Source organism: Streptomyces sp. 150FB (assembly GCF_000818195.1).
Classification (GTDB): Bacteria; Actinomycetota; Actinomycetes; order Streptomycetales; family Streptomycetaceae; genus Streptomyces.
In genome coordinates this window covers 9054436-9070925 of record NZ_JTHL01000001.1, presented here as the reverse complement: position 1 = coordinate 9070925, position 16490 = coordinate 9054436, and the positions used below count along the sequence as shown (strand labels likewise).

Sequence of the window (16490 nt, the reverse complement as noted above, 5' to 3'; positions counted from 1 at the left end):
TGGGCGGACCGGTCACTCCCGCGGCCTTCCGCGCGGGCCTCGCCGAGAACCGCGCGTGGGCGACGGAACCGCTGCGGCGGACAGCGCGGGCGCTGGCGGTCGCGGTGGTCAACCTCGGCGAGCTGGTCCAGTGCACTGAGGTCCGTATCGGCGGCGGCTTCGGCCACGGAGTGCCGGGCCTCGTACGGGCGGTACGTGAGGAGACCCGGCGGCTGGCCAGGCCGGGCACCCCGTTGCCCGCCGTACGCAGGGCGACCGCCGGAGCGCGCGCCTCGCTGCACGGCGCGCTCCTGCTGGCGCGCGGGGCGACCATCACCGGCTGACCCGCGCGCTCCCGCCGCCTCAGTGAGGGAGCCGCCCGCCTCCCGGCAGGCCCAGCATTTCGCGCAGCGCGGGCGCCACGTCGTACAGCGACAGATCACGGGCGGGGCCCGGGGTGACGCCCGGGTGACTGAGCATCAGGATCCCGGTGTCCGCGTGGTTGGCGTGGTCGGGCCCGGTGTCGTTCTCCGTGGTGAAGAGACCCTTCTCCATGCCGAGGGTGGCCAGCGCGCGCCAGCGCAGATTGCCGACGTAGACCAGCAGGTCGGGGGCGATCCCGTTGACCTCCGGGTAGAGCTCGTCGGGGCGCAGCGCCCGGGTGCCCAGCGGTTGACCGGTGTCGTCGTCCATCCGCTCCAGGGCCCCGGCGATCCGGTCGAGGGTGTCCTCGTACTCCCCGGCCGGCACGATGCCCTGGGGTTCGCGGCCCTCCACGTTGAGGAAGATCCGGCCGTAGTAGCCGCCCTCCGCCCAGGCCGTGGTGCGTTTCCAGTCGACCTCGGCCTTGGCCATGGGGGTGGGTCCCCCGGGTTCCTTCGCGAGGACGAGCAGCCCCTCCTGGCGCAGCCACTCGTTGATGAACAGTCCGCCGACCATGGGCTGGGCTCCGTGGTCGGAGACGACCATGACCGAGGTGTCGTCCGGTAGGCACTCCAGGAACTCACCGATGTGCCGGTCAAGACCCCGGTAGTAGTCGCGGAAGAGGTTCTCGTACGGGTTGCCGGGCTCGTAGCGCGGATGGTCGGGGTCGCAGTACTTCCAGAAGCCGTGGTGGAGCCGGTCGGGGCCCATGTCGACGAAGGAGAGGAAGTCCCAGTCCTGAGTGGTCGCCAGATGCCGGGCCACCTGGAAGCGCTGCTCGCTCATGTCGAAGATCTGCTGGGAGACGCGGGCCAGTTCGGGCGAGCGGAAGTTCTCCACGTCGAGCGCGTAGCCCCCGGTCAGCTTCTCCAGTTCGTCGCGGAGTCCGGGCGGGGACGTGTACTGGGCGCGGGTCGAAGGGGCCAGGAAGCAGGAGACCATCGCGCCCTGGATCGGTGTGGTGGGGTAGGTGCCGGGCACCCCGAGCACCACGCTGTCGCGGCCGGCGGCGGTCATCTCGTCCCAGATCCGGGGTGCCTTGATGCTGCGCGAGGTGGCGAAGGCCATCGGTCCGTAGTCGTAGGACGAGCGGTCGCGGAAGCCGTACACCCCCAGCTCGCCGGGGGTCCGGCCGGACATCATGCAGGACCAGGCGGGCATGGTGATGGGCGGATCGACGCTGCGCATCGGGCCCCACAACGAACGCTGCCGCAGCGCGCCGAGGACCGGCATGTCCTCGGCGAACCGGTCGAACAGGAGTTGAGGGGTGGCCGAGTCCAGTCCGATCACGGCGACCCTGCCGGGGTGTGGCATCTGGTTCTCCCTCTTTCGCCGGCTCTCCGGGGGCTCTCCCTGGCGCGGGAATCCCGCCTGGCCGGGGGTGTGGTGCGGTACGCGGTCGGGGTCGGGGGTCAGTCGGGGGCGCGGGTCGGGGGCAGGGCTCGGGGCTCGGTCAGGATGCGGTCACGAGCCGGGTGAGCGCGTGGGCGGCGAGCCGGTAGCCGAGTGCCCCCATGCCCATCACCACACCTGCGGCGAGTGGCGCTGTGACGGAGGTGTGGCGGAAACTCTCGCGTGCCCAGACGTTGGAAAGGTGCACCTCGATCCAGGGCGGGGCGAAGTCGGCCAGCGCGTCACGCAGTCCCCAGCCCGCGATCATCAGGGCTCCGGGGTTGACGATCGCGCCCACGGCGCCGCCGTGTCGCTGCAGCAGTTCGATCAGTTCGCCCTCGCTGTTGCGCTGTTCCGACTCCAGTTTCCAGCCACGGGCGCCGACTTCCTCGGCCACCGTGTCCTCGATCTCGGCCAGGGTGGTGGTGCCGTAGATCTCCGGCTGCCGGGTGCCGAGTGTGCCGAGATTCGGCCCGTTGAGCAGCAGTACATGGCTCATTCCCGCTCACTCTCCCGTACGCCGAGGACGATCGACCCGTCCTGCCCCAGCGGCCGTACGCCGATGGAGGCGAGCACGGTCGGGGCCACGTCCACCATGTCCATGGGCGTCTCCCGGCCGGGGTTCTCCGGACCGGCACTCTCCGGTCCCGCGCCTTGGGAGCCCACCGGTGCGGGTGCGCCCCGCCGGTAGAAGAGGGCGTTGTCGCGTGTGTGGGTGCCGGTCAGCATCTTGTCGGGCCGCACAACGCCGGTTCCGCCCCAGGCGCCGCGGAGTTGTACCCCTTCGGCCGGCAGCACCAGGAGGTCGGGCGCGTGGTGGAGCAGCGGCCCCTCGTACAATTCGTCGGCGCGCAGGACCTGCGAGATCAGCAGGGGCCCGTCCACCTCGGTGCCCACCAGGGGCCCGTCGGAGCGCAGTCGCAGGAGCTCTCCGGTGATCTCCTCGGCGACGCTCTCCCCTTCGCTGTCGGTGAGTCCCCCGCCGGGGAAGCGGCCCTTGCGGTGCAGGTAGATACGGGCGGGGTCGAGGGCGAAGGCGGTACTGCGGGCGTCGAGTCCTGTGAGCTTCTCCGTGGTGTCGAGGGCGGCCAGGTGACCCGCCTCCCGCAGCCAGGCGTTGACGTAGAACTGCCGGTCGGCGGGGCCGAATCCGTGGTCGCTGACCATGAACAGTTCGTCGTCCGGGCGGCACAGGTCCACGAGCCGGCCGACGCAGGCGTCGACCAGCCGGTAGAAGTCCCGTACGGCCGCGTGCAGCGGATCGCCGGGGTCGGCCACGGCCCGCCACAGGAAGTGGTGCACCCGGTCGGTCTCGGTGAAGATCGCGACGCCCAGCTCCCAGGGCTCCTGGGTCAGCAGATGTTCCATCGCATCCGTTCGGGCGCGCAGGGCACGCTCCGCCCGGGCGAGGAAGCCCCGCGGGTCGGCCACCACGTCGCCGATCTCGACGTCGAGTTCGTAACCGAGGCGGCGCAGCTCCGGCAGGAGCCTGGCCGGGGTGACGGCGTGTTCGAAGCGGGGCGCCACGAATCCGGAGACCAGGACGCTGTCCATGGCGACAGCCGGATAGGTGCCCGGCACATTGACGCACACCGTCCGCCGGCCCGCCGCCGCCGCCAGCGCCCAGAGCGCGGGCCTGCGCAGGTGCAGCAGGTTGGGGAAGTGGACGCGGTAGCCCTCGCCGGGGAGCAGGTCGGTGAAGCCGAAGATCCCGTGCCGGGCCGGGTTGGTGCCGGTGAGGAAGGTCGCCCAGGAGGTTGAGCTGATCTCCGGTACGGGGGCGCGCAGTTCGCCGCAGACGCCCTCGGCCAGCAGTCCCGCGATCCGGGGCAGCACCCCCTCGGCGGCGAGTTCGGTGAGCAGCGTGCGGGGCATTCCGTCGAGCCCGATGATCAGAGCGCGCTCTGCCATGTCGGCCGTCTCCTCATCTCATCCCAGCCGGTGGGATTGCCGGCGAGGGCGGTGCGTTGGCGAACGTTTTCGGCAAGGAGATCGAGAGCGTCGATCGGTCTGACCGGGGGATCCTCGCCGGTGATCTCCACAGCGAATTTGCTCTCCGTCCGGATCAGGAACTCGACGGTGCTGATCGAATCCAGTCCCGGCGCTTCCACCTGCCCACAATCGGGAATTTCGAACGGCGCGACGGTAAGTTCGAAAGGATCATCCAGCACTTTTGGCGGCCGGGTCATGATCTCTTCCACGGTGCAACGTCCTTTCGCGGGACAGGGCGAACCGGAAGGGCGACTGGATAAGGTCGGAAAACTATTTCCGCTCGGACGGGACCCGGCCACCAGGGACCTCCGGGCTGCCCGGAGACCCACCGTGGAGCGAGGAGAAGTCCGTACGTATGTGCTACATGAACCTTGTCCGGGTGTCACGTGATAGGAGCCGAACCATTCCCACTTCCCCAACGCCGCCCCACCCTAGGGGATTTACCGAAGTCTTCAAGCATGCACTTCTGGCCATTCCCCCGAAGGGCGCGTCAGGCGACCGAAGATGAGGCTCGGGTGCGCCCCTGCTATTTCCGCGCCGGTGTCTTCACGCGTATCGGGGGCAGGAAACCGCTGGCACGGCTGATACCCGCCGTATACGCCCGGACACGCGGTGTTGACGCGCTTCGGCGGAGCTTGCTAGATCTGATACCCAGCGCAGTTCGGCACCCCTTGTGCCCGCCTTCTTCGCAGAACTCCGCGCGTCCGGGGCCGGGCTCCCGCAGCGCACGCGATCTCCTTACGCCAGCCCGCTCGCGCCATCGACCGAGAGGCACGACCATGTCATCCAGCCCGGTCCAGCAGGTTCTGACCTTTCCCGCCTGGCCGCAGCGCGGACCCGAGGAGCGTGCGGGCCTGTTGCGCGCCCTGGACCAGGAGGGCTGGTGGCGCAACGGTGGAAGCGAAGTGGACAGCTTCGAGCGGGAGTTCGCCGCCCTCCACGGCGCGCCGAGAGCGATCGCGACCACCAACGGCACCCATGCCCTCGAACTGGCTCTGTCGGTCATGGGAGTTGGCCCCGGTGACGAGGTAGTCGTCCCCGCCTTCACGTTCATCTCCTGCTCGCTCGCCGTGCAGCGGGTGGGCGCGGTGCCGGTGCCCGCCGATGTCCGCCCGGACACGTACTGCCTCGATGTCGACGCGGCGGCGCGCGTCATCACCCCGCGCACCAAGGCCGTCATGCCGGTGCACATGGCCGGGCAGTTCGCGGACATGGACGCGCTGGCCGAGCTGAGTTCCGCCACAGGCGTCGCGATCCTCCAGGACGCGGCGCACGCGCACGCGGCGCGATGGCGCGGCCGGCGGGTCGGCGAGTTCGGCTCGATCGCCGCCTTCAGTTTCCAGAACGGCAAGCTGATGACGGCGGGCGAGGGCGGAGCGCTCCTGCTCCCTGACGAAGACACCTACCAGCAGGCGTACTTGCGGCACGGCTGCGGCCGCCCGCCGGGCGACCGGCTGTACGAGCACCGCACCCAGGGCTCCAACTACCGCATGAACGAGTTCTCCGCCGCGGTACTGCGGGCGCAGTTGTCGCGGTTGGAGACGCAGGTCGCGCTGCGCGAGGAGCGGTCGCGCCACCTCATGGCGGCCCTCGCCCGGATCCCCGGCGTGGTCCCGCAGGGCCGGGACGAGCGGTGCGACGTCAAGTCGCACTACATGGCGATGGTCCGGCTGCCCGGCCTGACCGCCGAGCGGCGTCTGTCACTGGTGGACACGCTGCTGGCGCACGGCGTCCCGGCGTTCGTCGCCTTCCCGCCGGTCTACCGCACCCGGGGTTTCTGGCAGGGCCCCTTCTCCGGCGATGTGGACGATCTGGCCAAGCGCTGCCCGGTGTCCGAGGAGATAGGGCGTGACTGCGTGTGGCTGCACCACCGGGTCCTGCTGGCCGACACCCCGGTGCTGGACCGGCTCGCCGAGGTGTTCGCCGAGGCCGTCGCCGCCGGCTGAGACAGGGCGGCGCGCACCTGGCCACGGCTCACTTCACCCCGGCCGCTTCGCCCCCGCAGCTTCTCCCGGCTCGCTTCACCTCGGCTCCATTCACTCCGGCCACTTCACTCCGGCCACCTCACTCCGGCTCGTCCCATCTCGGCTCGGCGCGGACAGACCCATCAGGACACTGCCGGTCACTTCCAGCAAGGGAACGGGAGCACATGACGGCGCACCAGGAGTACCGCACGGTGGTCTTCGATCTGGACGGCGTACTCATCAACAGCTTCCAGGTGATGCGGCAGGCGTTCGCCCTCGCATACCACGAGGTGGTGGGCCCCGGCGAGCCGCCGTTCGAGGAGTACCGCACCCACCAGGGGCGCTACTTCCCGGACATCATGCGCCTGATGGACCTCCCTGGCGCGATGGAGCGGCCCTTCGTCGAGGCCAGCCAGCGGCTGATCGGTGAGGTGGAGGTGTACCCCGACGTACCGCTGCTGCTGAAGCGGCTGCGGGAGTCGGGGATCGGTACGGCGATCGCCACCGGCAAGACCGGGGAGCGGGCGCGCCGGGTGCTCGACGTGGTGGGGCTGCTGCCGCTGCTGGACACCGTCGTCGGCAGCGACGAGGTGCCGCGTCCCAAGCCCGCCCCCGACATCGTGCTGGAGGGGCTGCACCGGCTCGGCGCGTTACCCGGGAGCGCCGTGATGGTGGGTGACGCCGTCATCGACCTCCAGGCCGGCCGGGCCGCCGGAACGGCCACGGCCGCGGCCCTCTGGGGCGAGACGTCCCCCGGCCCGCTCCGCGACGAACAGCCCGACCATGTCCTGGCGGAGCCCGCGGATCTGCTCGCGGTCGTCCTGGACGAGGTGACCCGGTGAGCGCCCCGGTGGTGGGTCCGCGCCGGAGTGTCGTGGCGCCCCAGGGCGCCCGTCTCGAACTCGCGGGTCTCAGCGGCGCGGAGGCGTGGCGGACCGTGGCGGAAACAGCCGAGCTGGCGCGGGCTTCCGGCTTCGACACGCTGTGGCTGGAGGACCGGACGGACACCGTGCCGCGCCGCGAACCGCAGCCGGTGATCGAGGGATGGACCGCCCTCGCCGCCCTCGCCGCGACCGTCCCCGACATCGGGCTCGGCCTGCTGAGCGCGCTGCCCCCGCACCGTAACGCCGTTGTTGTCGCCAAGCAGGCGGCGTGCGCCGACCTCGTGTCCGGCGGCCGGCTCACACTCGGCCTGCCCACCGCCGACCACCTCTCCGAGCACCTCGCGGCCGGAGGCGCTCCGCTCGGCGCGGAGACGGCGGCCGCGCTCGGCGAGACGGTCGAGGCCCTGCGCGCACTGTGGACCGGCACCCGCACCACCCTCGACGGTGAAGTGGTGACACTGGCCGGAGCGCACGCGGTGCCCACGCCCCTAGGGCCCCGGCTGCCGCTGTCCGTACGCGCGGACGCGGCGCGGACGGACGCCGCAGCGCTGCTGCCCGAGGCAGTCGTACGAGAGTGCTCGGCCGTGCAGTGGGAGGGTGAGCCCGACGAAGTGGCCCGCGCCATCCGGGACTTCGGGCGGCGACGGGAGGCGCTGGGGCTGGATCCGGCGGGCGTGCGGCACGCTCTGTTCGCCGAGTGCCGGGTCTTCGACGACCGGCTCGGCCGGGACCGCTGGCTGGCCACCCCGCACGTGGTGGTGTTCTGGAGCCACCACCCCGACCTGCTGGCCAGGCGCAGCCTGTACGGGACCGTGCACCAACTCGTCGAGAAGGCCGGGGAGTACACCGCCGGCGGTGTGGAGGAGTTCGTGCTGTGGTTCCGCGACTATCCCTCGACCGAGAGTCTGCGGCGGTTCGCCGAGGAGATCGCGCCTCGGGTGCCGACTGCGGTGACTGCGGGGGTGTGACGGATGACCACACTCCCCGGGCCCGCCAACACCGCTTTTCTGTCCGCCGGTTGGCTGGACGCTGTGGTGGGGCGGCTGGCCGCCCCCGACCCCGTACCGCGCAGCACGGTCGCGCTCCGGCTGACCCTGACCGACCCGCCGCCCGGCGTCGTCACCGCGACGGACGTCCTCGTCGATCTGGCGGGCGGACGGCTGGGCCTGACCCCGGCGGGCGGGGAAGCCCCCGGGCTGCTGATCGCTCTGCCGTACGCCGCCGCCTACGACCTGCTGCTCGGCCCCGCGCGGGCCCGGGTGGAGATCCTGGAGCGCGGTGACGTCACCGTCGCGGGCAACTTCAGCCTGTTGTTCTTCATCGATGCCGCGCTGGAACGCGACCGGGCGAGACACGTCGCCGCGCTGCGCGAGGGCACCGCCGTACCACCGGGGTCGGTCCGCGCGCCTGTTGTACGGGACACGCAGCGCGAGGCAGGCGCCGCGCCGGCGGACGCCGAGGCGGTCGAGCGCGCGACGGAAGCCCTGCCCCGGACGCTGCGCGAGCTGCGCCGCGAGGTGGGCGACTCCACCCCGGGCGCACAGGTGTACGTGTCCCTGGACGGCAAGACCCTGGCCGACGCCGGACTGGGCGTGGCCAGGCCGGGGGTCGCCATGTCCGCCGACTCCGCGCCGCTCTGGTACTGCTGCGCCAAGCCGCTGCTCTCGGTCGCGCTCGGCCGGCTGTGGGAGCGGGGGGACTTCGACCCGTACCTCCCGGTGGCCCACTACCTGCCCGCGTTCGGGACCGGCGGCAAGGCGGCCATCACCTCGATGGAACTCCTCACGCACACCGCCCCGGTGCCCACCGGCCAGGACCCGCTGCACGGTGTGGTGGCGGGACCGGACGAGGAGCGGCTGCGCCGGGCGTTCGGCGCCGTACTGCCCCCGCGCGGTCCGGACACAGCGGATGCCCCGACGGGCATAAACTACAGCCAGTGGTGGGCGTGGTTCGTGCTGTCCGAGCTGCTCCCGGTGCTCGACGGACGGGACTACGCCGGCTATGTCGAGGAGGAGATCCTGCGCCCGTGCGGGATGGACCGTACCCGCGTCCATCTCACACCGGACGACTACGACGCGTACGGCGACCGGCTCCCGCTCATCCATGTGAGCAATCTCGGCGACACACCCCAGCCCACCTACTTCTGGTCGACCCGGGCCGCCACCACCCGCCGCATCCCCGGAGTGAACACCCGGGGCCCGCTCAGCGATCTGGGCCGTCTCCTAGAAATGCTGCTCGCCGGAGGGTCGGCCCCTGGCGGGCGTGTCCTCTCGCCGACGACCGTGGCCGCGGTGACCGGCCGTCACCGTACGGGAGTACGCGACCGGTACGGGAACGCCGACTGGGGGTTCGGGGTCCGGCTGGAATGCCGGTCGCTCGGGGAGGAGTTCACCAGCTTCTCGCACCACGCCTCACCCAGGGCGTTCGGCCACGACGGACTGTGGACCGCCACGGCCTTCGCCGACCCGGCGACCCACCTCGCCGTGGCGGTCCATCTCAACGGCAAGGTCGAGCACGAACGGCACCGGGAGCGCATCTTCCGCATCACCGACGCCGTTCACCAGGATCTGGGACTGGTCTGATCCGCACCGCTCCTCCCCCGCCCGGCGACCGGCGCCGGCGGGGTCCCTCACCCGAAAGGCGCCCGATGGCACAGCAGCCCGCTCCGCCCTCCCTCCCCGTGTCCGACGAGGTGGGCCGACTCTACGACCGCTACACGGACCTCGGCAGCGTCACGCTCGGCGAGAACCTGCACTTCGGCTACTGGGACAGCCCTGACAGCACCGCCTCCCTGAACGAGGCGACCGACCGGCTCACCGACCTGATGACGGAGCGGCTGCGGATCGGCCCCGGCTCCCGCGTCCTCGACCTCGGCTGCGGCACCGGCGCTCCCGGCAGCCGTATCGCCCGCACCACCGGCGCGCAGGTGACCGGCATCTCGGTCAGCCACAAGCAGGTGCAGCGGGCCAACGCGCTGGCCACCACACTGGGCCTCGGCGACCAGGCTCGTTTCGAGCGCGCCGACGCGATGGACCTGCCGTACGCCGACGGGTCCTTCGACGCGGTCATCGCGCTGGAGTCCATCATCCACATGCCGGACCGGGCGCAGGTGCTGCGCCATGTCGCCCGGGTACTGCGGCCCGGCGGCCGGCTGGTGCTCACCGACTTCTTCGAGCGCGCGCCGATCCCCGACTCGGGGCGGCCCGCCGTCGAACGGTATCTGCGCGAGTTCATGATGACGATGGTCCAGGCGGAGGACTATCCGCCGCTGCTGCGCCGGGCGGGCCTGTGGTTCGAGGAGATGAAGGACATCAGCGAACCCACCCTGCGCCGTACCTTCGTCGAACTCTCCGGCCGTATCACGGAGTCGGCCCCGGAACTGGCCGCCGACTACGGGGGCGAGCTGGTCCAACAGTTCAACCCGGGCGACCTGATCGGCGTCGAGGAGTTCGGCCATCTGCTGGTCGTGGCGGTGCGCCCCGATGCCTGAGGCGCCGAGGCCCGGCGGGGAGGACGGAGGGGAGAGCGGCGTAGGCGAGTTCTACGACCGGATCACCGAGGTGATGGTCGCCGCCATGGGCGGCTTCCTGCACGGAGGTTACTGGGAGGGGCCCGACGATCCGAGCACCGTGGAGGAGGCCGGCGCCCGGCTCACCGACTTCGTGTCCGACCGGCTCCGGCTCACCCCCGGTGCCCGGGTGCTCGACGTCGGTTCGGGCAACGGCAAAGCCACGGCGCACATCGCGGCGCGGCACGGGGTGCGGGTCACGGGCATCACGATCTCCCCGCAGCAGGTCCGGCAGGCCGGGGACCTGGTCCGCGCACGCGGCCTCGCCGACTCCGTCGGCTTCGAGGTCCACGACATGCTCGCGCTGACCTTTCCCGACGCGTCCTTCGACGCGGCGTACGCCATCGAGAGCGCCTGCCACGCGCAGGACCGTACGGATGTCTTCGCCGGCCTGGCCCGGGTGCTGCGCCCGGGCGGGCTGCTCACGGTCACCGACTTCGTACTCCTGCGGCCGCTGGAGAGCGACGAACACCGGGCGCTAGTCGAGGCCGCGAACAAGAACTTCCAGCAGGGCCCCATGCTCACCCAGGACGAGTACGAGGCCTGCGTACGCGCGGCCGGCCTCGAAGTGGTCGAGTTCGTCGACATCGGCGAGTTCGTCCGGCCGTCGTACCGGATCGTCGGCGGCAATCTCGCCCGGTCCTGGGAGGCCCTGAAGGGACTCGTCTCCGAGGAGGAGTTCCATTACATGGTGGAGGATCTCAGCCGCTTCGGGGACATCACGGAGCTGGGCTACGCCGTGGTGACCGCCCGCAGGCCCGGCCCCCGGACAGCGGAAGGAAGGATCTGATCCGATGCCCCGCACCCAGACTCAACCCGCCCCTCCCGGCCAGTGGTCGGTGGCCCAGGCACCCGGTGGGCTGCCGCTCCTCGGGCATCTGCTGCCGATGCGGCGCCGCCCGCTCGAATTCCTGACCTCGCTCCAGTACGAGGGTGACCTGGTCCGGCTGAACATGAAGGGGCAGCCGCTGTACATGGCCTGCCACCCCGAACTGATCGACCAGATGCTGAAGGATCCGAGGACCTTCGACCGGGGCGGGCCGTTCTACGAGAAGACCCAGCTCCTGATGGGCAACAGCCTGGGCAACTGCCCGTACGCGGACCACCGGCGGCAGCGCAGGCTGGTGCAGCCGTCGTTCCGGCGCGAGCGCATCGCCTCGTACCCGGCGGTGATACGTGAGGAGACGGAGGCGGAGACCGCCACCTGGCATCCGGGCGGGACGATCGACGCCAACGCGCGCATGCACGCGATTACCGCCCGGATCGGGGCCCGTGTGCTGCTCTCCACCGACATGGCGAGGGACCACGTCGACCAGATCGTGCGCTGCCTGCCCATCGTGCTCAAGGGGATCTACCGGCGGATGGTCGCGCCGATCGACCTGGTCCACCGGATACCCAGCCCCGAGCGCCGGGGTTTCGAGAGCGCGCTGGAGGAACTACGGGTCCTCATCGACACGGTGATCAGGGACTACCGCGAGGCCGGGGTGGACCACGGCGACCTGCTCTCGGGGCTGCTCGCCGCCCGGTACGAGGACGGCGACCGACTGGCCGACCAGGAGATCCACGACCAGGTGATGAACTTCCTCACCGCCTCCACCGAGACCACAGCGACGGCCCTGGCCTGGGCGCTCCAACTGCTGGGCAGGCACCCGGAATACGAACGCCGGCTCCAGGAGGAGGCGGACGCCTTCATGGCCCTGGACGGCCCCGCCGGCCACGGCCCGGGGGATCTGCCGTACACCGGGCGGGTGGTCACCGAGGTGCTGCGGCTGTATCCGCCGGGGTGGTTCGTCACCCGGGTCGTCTCGACCGACACCGAACTGGGCGGGCAGTCGCTGCCCGCGGGAACGGTCGTCTTCTACAGCTCGTACGCCCTGCACCACCATCGCGACCTGTTCCCCGACCCGGAGCGCTTCGACCCGGACCGGTGGACACCGGAGCGGGTGAAGGAGGTGCCGAAGGGCGCGATGATCCCCTTCGGCTCCGGCAGCCGTAAATGCATCGGCGACGACTACGCCATGGCGGAGACGAGCATCGCACTGGCGACGATCGCCTCGCGGTGGCAGTTGCGGCCCACCTCGGTCACCCCGGTCCGGCCGACACCGCGGGCTCTGGTGGGCATGGGCGCGCTGCCGGTGGTGACGCAGCCGCGCGGCTGAACGAGCACTACGCCGGGCGGAGTTGACCGGAGTGCGTGCGCGCTCCGGACAACTCCGCACAGCGAGGAAAATGACGACCCGTCAGATGGCGATCTGGAGGCGGTTGTCGACGATCTGCGTGAAGTCGGCGTCCTCGGGGATCAGGTCCCAGGCCACCATCCAGTCGTACGTGCGCTGGAACTCGGCCGCCGGGTAGGGAGCCGGCTCGGTGTAGCGGAGCCGGTCGCGGCGGAAGTCGGTCGGGTCGAGGTGCACGATCTCCTCGGGCACATCGGCGATCAGATAGTGCAGATACGGCTTCGGGTCCTCGTTGATCTTGTGTACGGCCTTGATCACGGCGCGCTGGATCGCGGTGAAGGTCTCCGGGGCGAGGTCCGGACTGGCGATCTCGGCGCCCACGTAGAAGGCCTCGGCGATCAGCTTGTAGCCGAGCTTCTCGGCGACGGTGATCCAGGGCTCCATCACGGCGGCGGCGTCGACCTTGCCGTCGCGCAGCGCCTCGAAGCGCTCCTTCGGTCCCCCGACGTGGACGACGTTGATCTCGTCCTTGTTGAGGAAGCCCTCCAGGGTCTGGATGCCGATGTAGTGGGAGCCGTGGTGGAAGTTGACGGCCACCGTGCGATTCGCCAGGTCCTGGGGGTGGTTGGCCGCGTCGTCGGGCCGTACGTAGATCGCCTGGCTGCCGACGGCGGCGCGCTTGCTGACCACCTGGCCGCCGGCCTCGCTGTCGTACGAGCGCCGGATCTGGCCCCACTCGCAGGCCCGGTACAGCGAGGCGTCGCCGGACTCGAAGTTCGACCTGCTGGTGAAGGAGGAGATCAGGTGGTGGTCCTCGACGGGCTTGATGATCGCTTCCCGCTCGCCCTTGCGGACCAGTTCGACGTCCAGGCCCTCCTCCGCGAAGTAGCCCTCGTCGCGCGCGACGAAGTAGGGCAGGGAGAAGACGGGGCTTGACGTCTCGCTGACTATCTTCTTGAGTGTCATGGTCTGACGGCCTTTCTCGGGCGTGTTCGGTGGTCCGGCGGTGGTGTGACGGTCCGGTGATCCGGCGTGATGCGGTGTGATGCGGTGTGATTGCAGTGTGATGCGGTGTGTCCTGGCCCTCAGCGCAGGACCTGCGCGAGGGTGGTGCCCTTGGGCAGCGGGCCGTAGGTCTTCTGGAGACCGGTGTAGAACCCCTGCTTGTCGAGTGCGTCGATGGCCGAGTTGTCGATGAGCGGGCCGAGATCCTTCAACGCGCCCTGCTGGGCGGCCGGCTGGTAGCGGACGTACGGCGCGAAGTCGGCGGCCGAGCAGCGGCCGACCGGTGCCTGTACCGGGGGCAGATACGCGTCGAAACTCTTGCTGAGCGTGGCCTTGTCGGCGGGCTTCGAGGGATCGAGACTGAGGAACTTACCCAGTGACGTCAGCGCGTCGGCCTTCTTCGTCTGGTAGGACCAGCCGCCCTCGGCCACGCTCTTGAGGATCTTCGCCACGACCGCGGGATTCTTCTTCGCCCACGCCGCGTTCACCACGTACGGGGTGGGCGGGCCCGTGGCGTAGCCAAGGTTGGGCAGCTTCGCGGTGTCGGCACGGAAGTTGAACGGTGTCGAGAGCAGTCCGCTGTCGATCTTCTTGCTGGTGAGCGCGGTCAGTACGTTGGGGATCGAGCCGAGCGAGACGAACTTGACGGCGTCCGGCTGAAGTCCCTTGCTCACCAGGTACGACTGCATCGCGATCTGCGGGGCGCCGCCCAGTGAAGGCACACCGACGGTCTTGCCCTTGAGCGCCTGGACGGATCCGATGCCCTTCTGCGCGTAGAGGTAGTAGCCGGTGTTCTTCGCGACGCAGCCGATGACCTTGATCCCGACGTGTTTGGCGTACAGGTCGAGCACGTCGCCGCCGGCCAGTTGGTCGAAGTGGACCGAGCCCGCCACGAAGGACGCCTTGAGCTGGCCCTCCGCCGAGAGCGGGGTGGTGACCGTCAGACCGTTCTTCTTGAAGAACCCCTTGGTGACCGCGTACTGGAAGGCCCCCTGGGAGGCGGACACCGAGCCGGCCGGCACGCTCAGATCCGTCGCCGAACCGTCCCCGCCGCCGGCCCCTCCCCCGGCGCCGCCCGAGCCGCAGCCGGCGAGGGCCGCCGCCAGTACGACGGTGAGGGTGGTGAGAAGGGCCGGGAACCCGGCACGGCGTCGGAGCGGGGCGCGCGCGGGCCCGTTGCGTGGTTCATTCATCTGGCTCACTCATTATTTGGCTCACTCATCTGGCTCACTCATCTGGCTTTTCCCTCTGAGGGGTTGACGGGTTCGGGCGAACTCGGACTCGCTGGCCCGCTCGTCACTGGTCTTGAGCCGCTGGTAGATACGGGCGCTCACCGCCGCGAGAGCCTCGCTGTGCTGGAACTCCTCGGTCCTGGGCCGGTCTTGGCCGACCTCGAAGGTCTCCACGATCCGGCCGGGCCGCTCGCTCATCACCGCGACCCGGTCCCCCAGGAAGACGGCTTCGTGAATGTCGTGGGTGACGATCACCGCAGCGGTGCCGAGCGCGTCGAGCGTTCCCGAGAGGACACGTTGCAGCCGCTCGCGGGTGAGGGTGTCGACGGCGCTGAAGGGCTCGTCGAGCAGCAGCACCACCGGGTCGATGGCCAGCGCCCGCGCGAGGTTGACCCGCTGCTGCATGCCGCCGGAGAGCGCGGCGGGCCGGAAGTCGGCGAATCCGGTGAGCCCGACCATGTCGAGCAGCCGGTCCGCCTGGTCCCGGCGCGCCCCTGCGTTGAGCCGCCGGGTGTGCGAGCGCAGCCGCAGCCCGAACTCGATGTTCTTGCGCACGCTCCACCACGGGAAGAGCGACGGCTGCTGGAACACGTATCCGCTGTCGGGCGTCGCGCTGTCCGGGCCACGGCCCTGGATGGTGGCGGTGCCCGTGTCGAGTGCCGCGAGGCCCTGGAGCACCCGCAGCAGTGTCGTTTTGCCGCACCCGCTCGGGCCGACGACCGCGAGCACCTCACCCCGGCGGACCGTCAGGTCCACACCGCTCAGCACGGGCAGCGGTCCGGAGACCGTCGAGTAGTGGGCGTACGCGTCGCGCACCTCGATGACGGAGTCCCCGTCCGGCGGCTTGTGCGTACGGTCCTGTTCCGACCTGGCGAGAAAGCTCATGCGTGGTCCATCCGGCCGCTGCGGGCGGCGCTCATCCGTCGCTCGAAGAACGCGACGAAAGCCGTGAAGACGATCCCGATCAGGCTCAGGGTCACCACGCCGACGTACACGTCGTCCGTCTTGAGGTTCTGCTGCCCGGAGATGATCAGGTAGCCGAGGCCCGATGTGGAGCCGAAGAGGTCGGCGGCGACGAGTGCGATCAGGGCGCGCCCGATGGCCAGCCTGATCCCGGTCAGGATGAAGGGCACCGTGCCGGGAACGGTCAAGAACCAGAGCGTCTCAAGGGAGTTGGCCCTGAAGGCCCTGGTCACATCGCGCAGCCCGCCGTCCACGACGGTGGCCGCGCCGGCCTGCGTGTTGATCGCCACGGGGAAGAAGCCGGAGGCCGCGACGATGACGATCTTCGCGGTGGTGCCGAGCCCGAGCCCCACGATGATCAGAGGAGCCACCGCGATGACGGGGATGGTGTAGAGCGCCGTCACCCAGGGGCCGACAGCACTCGCCAGCCAGCGTTTGGTGCCGAGCAGCAGCCCGGTCAGCACACCGGCGACAACCGCGACGGCCAGTCCGGCCAGGAGCTGGACGAGACTCACACCGATGTCGGGCCCCAGCGTGCCGGCGCTGTACAGGTCGGCGGCGTCGTGAGCGATCCGGACGGGTCCGACCACGGCGAGTTCGTTGGGGCGGAAGAGACTGATGACGATTTGCCACAGCGCCAGGCCGCCCACGATGGAGAGCAGTGGCACCACCAGCCTGCGGATGCGTCTGCCCCTGGACATGCTTCTGATCACGACAGAAGCGCGCACGGAAATCCTCCGGTGCTCATGAGGGAAGTTCTGGGCGTACGGGGGGGGTGGACCGCGTGGCCCGTACGGGAAGGGGATCACCGGAATGACGGCGTCAGGACGCGCCGGGACGCGGCACGGACTCCGGTCCGGCCGTACGGCTCGTACCGCTCGTACGACTCAGAGGTGATCGGAAGGAAGGGG

16 protein-coding genes are annotated in these 16490 nt (G+C 70.4%); 8 read left to right on the top strand and 8 right to left on the bottom strand.

The features are described 5' to 3' along the window. Window positions 1-323: ROK family protein (locus QR77_RS38840; protein ID WP_150130616.1), on the top strand; the 323-nt coding region annotated here is incomplete at its 5' end. A gap of 19 nt (window positions 324-342) precedes the next feature. Here the strand turns inward: QR77_RS38840 and QR77_RS38835 are convergent. The 4 genes from QR77_RS38835 to QR77_RS38820 all read right to left on the bottom strand — a co-directional run bounded on the left by QR77_RS38835 (window position 343) and on the right by QR77_RS38820 (window position 3995). Then, window positions 343-1716, bottom strand: a complete 1374-nt coding sequence (locus tag QR77_RS38835; RefSeq protein ID WP_040026636.1) for an alkaline phosphatase family protein — start codon at window positions 1714-1716, stop codon at window positions 343-345. Window positions 1717-1855: 139 nt separating this feature from the next. Then, the gene (locus QR77_RS38830; protein WP_040026635.1) at window positions 1856-2293 is read right to left on the bottom strand and encodes a type II 3-dehydroquinate dehydratase; all 438 of its coding nucleotides are present in this window, start codon (window positions 2291-2293) and stop codon (window positions 1856-1858) included. Next, window positions 2290-3705: an alkaline phosphatase family protein gene (locus QR77_RS38825; protein WP_040026634.1), complete on the bottom strand. Its 1416-nt coding sequence runs from the start codon at window positions 3703-3705 to the stop codon at window positions 2290-2292. Before QR77_RS38825 ends, QR77_RS38830 begins: the two co-directional genes overlap by 4 nt. Further along, window positions 3687-3995 (bottom strand): hypothetical protein, encoded by a 309-nt coding sequence (locus tag QR77_RS38820; RefSeq protein ID WP_150130509.1) that lies wholly within the window; start codon window positions 3993-3995, stop codon window positions 3687-3689. The genes QR77_RS38825 and QR77_RS38820 overlap by 19 nt, the downstream gene beginning before the upstream one ends. 570 nt (window positions 3996-4565) lie before the next feature. Between QR77_RS38820 and QR77_RS38815 the strand changes: the two genes are divergently transcribed. The 7 genes from QR77_RS38815 (at window position 4566) to QR77_RS38785 (ending at window position 12361) form a co-directional block, all read left to right on the top strand. Beyond that, window positions 4566-5732 carry an aminotransferase class I/II-fold pyridoxal phosphate-dependent enzyme gene (locus QR77_RS38815; RefSeq protein WP_040026632.1) on the top strand — a complete coding sequence of 389 codons (1167 nt, stop codon included), beginning with the start codon at window positions 4566-4568 and terminating at the stop codon, window positions 5730-5732. 203 nt (window positions 5733-5935) lie between these two features. Next, window positions 5936-6592, top strand: coding sequence for an HAD family hydrolase (locus QR77_RS38810; RefSeq protein ID WP_040026631.1), 657 nt, complete (start codon window positions 5936-5938; stop codon window positions 6590-6592). Next, window positions 6589-7602, top strand: coding sequence for an LLM class flavin-dependent oxidoreductase (locus QR77_RS38805; RefSeq protein WP_040026630.1), 1014 nt, complete (start codon window positions 6589-6591; stop codon window positions 7600-7602). The genes QR77_RS38810 and QR77_RS38805 overlap by 4 nt, the downstream gene beginning before the upstream one ends. A 3-nt stretch (window positions 7603-7605) precedes the next feature. Beyond that, window positions 7606-9216, top strand: coding sequence for a serine hydrolase domain-containing protein (locus QR77_RS38800; RefSeq protein ID WP_052489405.1), 1611 nt, complete (start codon window positions 7606-7608; stop codon window positions 9214-9216). Between the two features lie 65 nt (window positions 9217-9281). After that, window positions 9282-10124 carry a methyltransferase domain-containing protein gene (locus tag QR77_RS38795; RefSeq protein WP_040026629.1) on the top strand — a complete coding sequence of 281 codons (843 nt, stop codon included), beginning with the start codon at window positions 9282-9284 and terminating at the stop codon, window positions 10122-10124. Further along, window positions 10117-10992 carry a methyltransferase domain-containing protein gene (locus QR77_RS38790; RefSeq protein ID WP_052489404.1) on the top strand — a complete coding sequence of 292 codons (876 nt, stop codon included), beginning with the start codon at window positions 10117-10119 and terminating at the stop codon, window positions 10990-10992. Before QR77_RS38795 ends, QR77_RS38790 begins: the two co-directional genes overlap by 8 nt. A 4-nt stretch (window positions 10993-10996) precedes the next feature. Next, on the top strand, window positions 10997-12361 hold the full coding sequence (locus QR77_RS38785; RefSeq protein ID WP_052489403.1) for a cytochrome P450: 1365 nt from the start codon (window positions 10997-10999) through the stop codon (window positions 12359-12361). A gap of 81 nt (window positions 12362-12442) precedes the next feature. On the opposite strand, the gene QR77_RS38780 is transcribed toward QR77_RS38785, so the two are convergent. From QR77_RS38780 to QR77_RS38765, 4 genes are all read right to left on the bottom strand, one after another. After that, complete coding sequence (locus tag QR77_RS38780) at window positions 12443-13345, bottom strand: ABC transporter substrate-binding protein (protein WP_040026628.1); 903 nt, start codon at window positions 13343-13345, stop codon at window positions 12443-12445. Window positions 13346-13464: 119 nt separating this feature from the next. Continuing rightward, window positions 13465-14577 carry an ABC transporter substrate-binding protein gene (locus QR77_RS38775; protein ID WP_040026627.1) on the bottom strand — a complete coding sequence of 371 codons (1113 nt, stop codon included), beginning with the start codon at window positions 14575-14577 and terminating at the stop codon, window positions 13465-13467. Between the two features lie 21 nt (window positions 14578-14598). After that, complete coding sequence (locus QR77_RS38770; RefSeq protein ID WP_052489402.1) at window positions 14599-15501, bottom strand: ABC transporter ATP-binding protein; 903 nt, start codon at window positions 15499-15501, stop codon at window positions 14599-14601. Beyond that, a complete protein-coding gene (locus QR77_RS38765; RefSeq protein ID WP_052489401.1) occupies window positions 15498-16280 on the bottom strand; it encodes an ABC transporter permease in 783 nt (260 codons plus the stop codon). The genes QR77_RS38770 and QR77_RS38765 overlap by 4 nt, the downstream gene beginning before the upstream one ends. Window positions 16281-16490 lie beyond the last annotated feature (210 nt).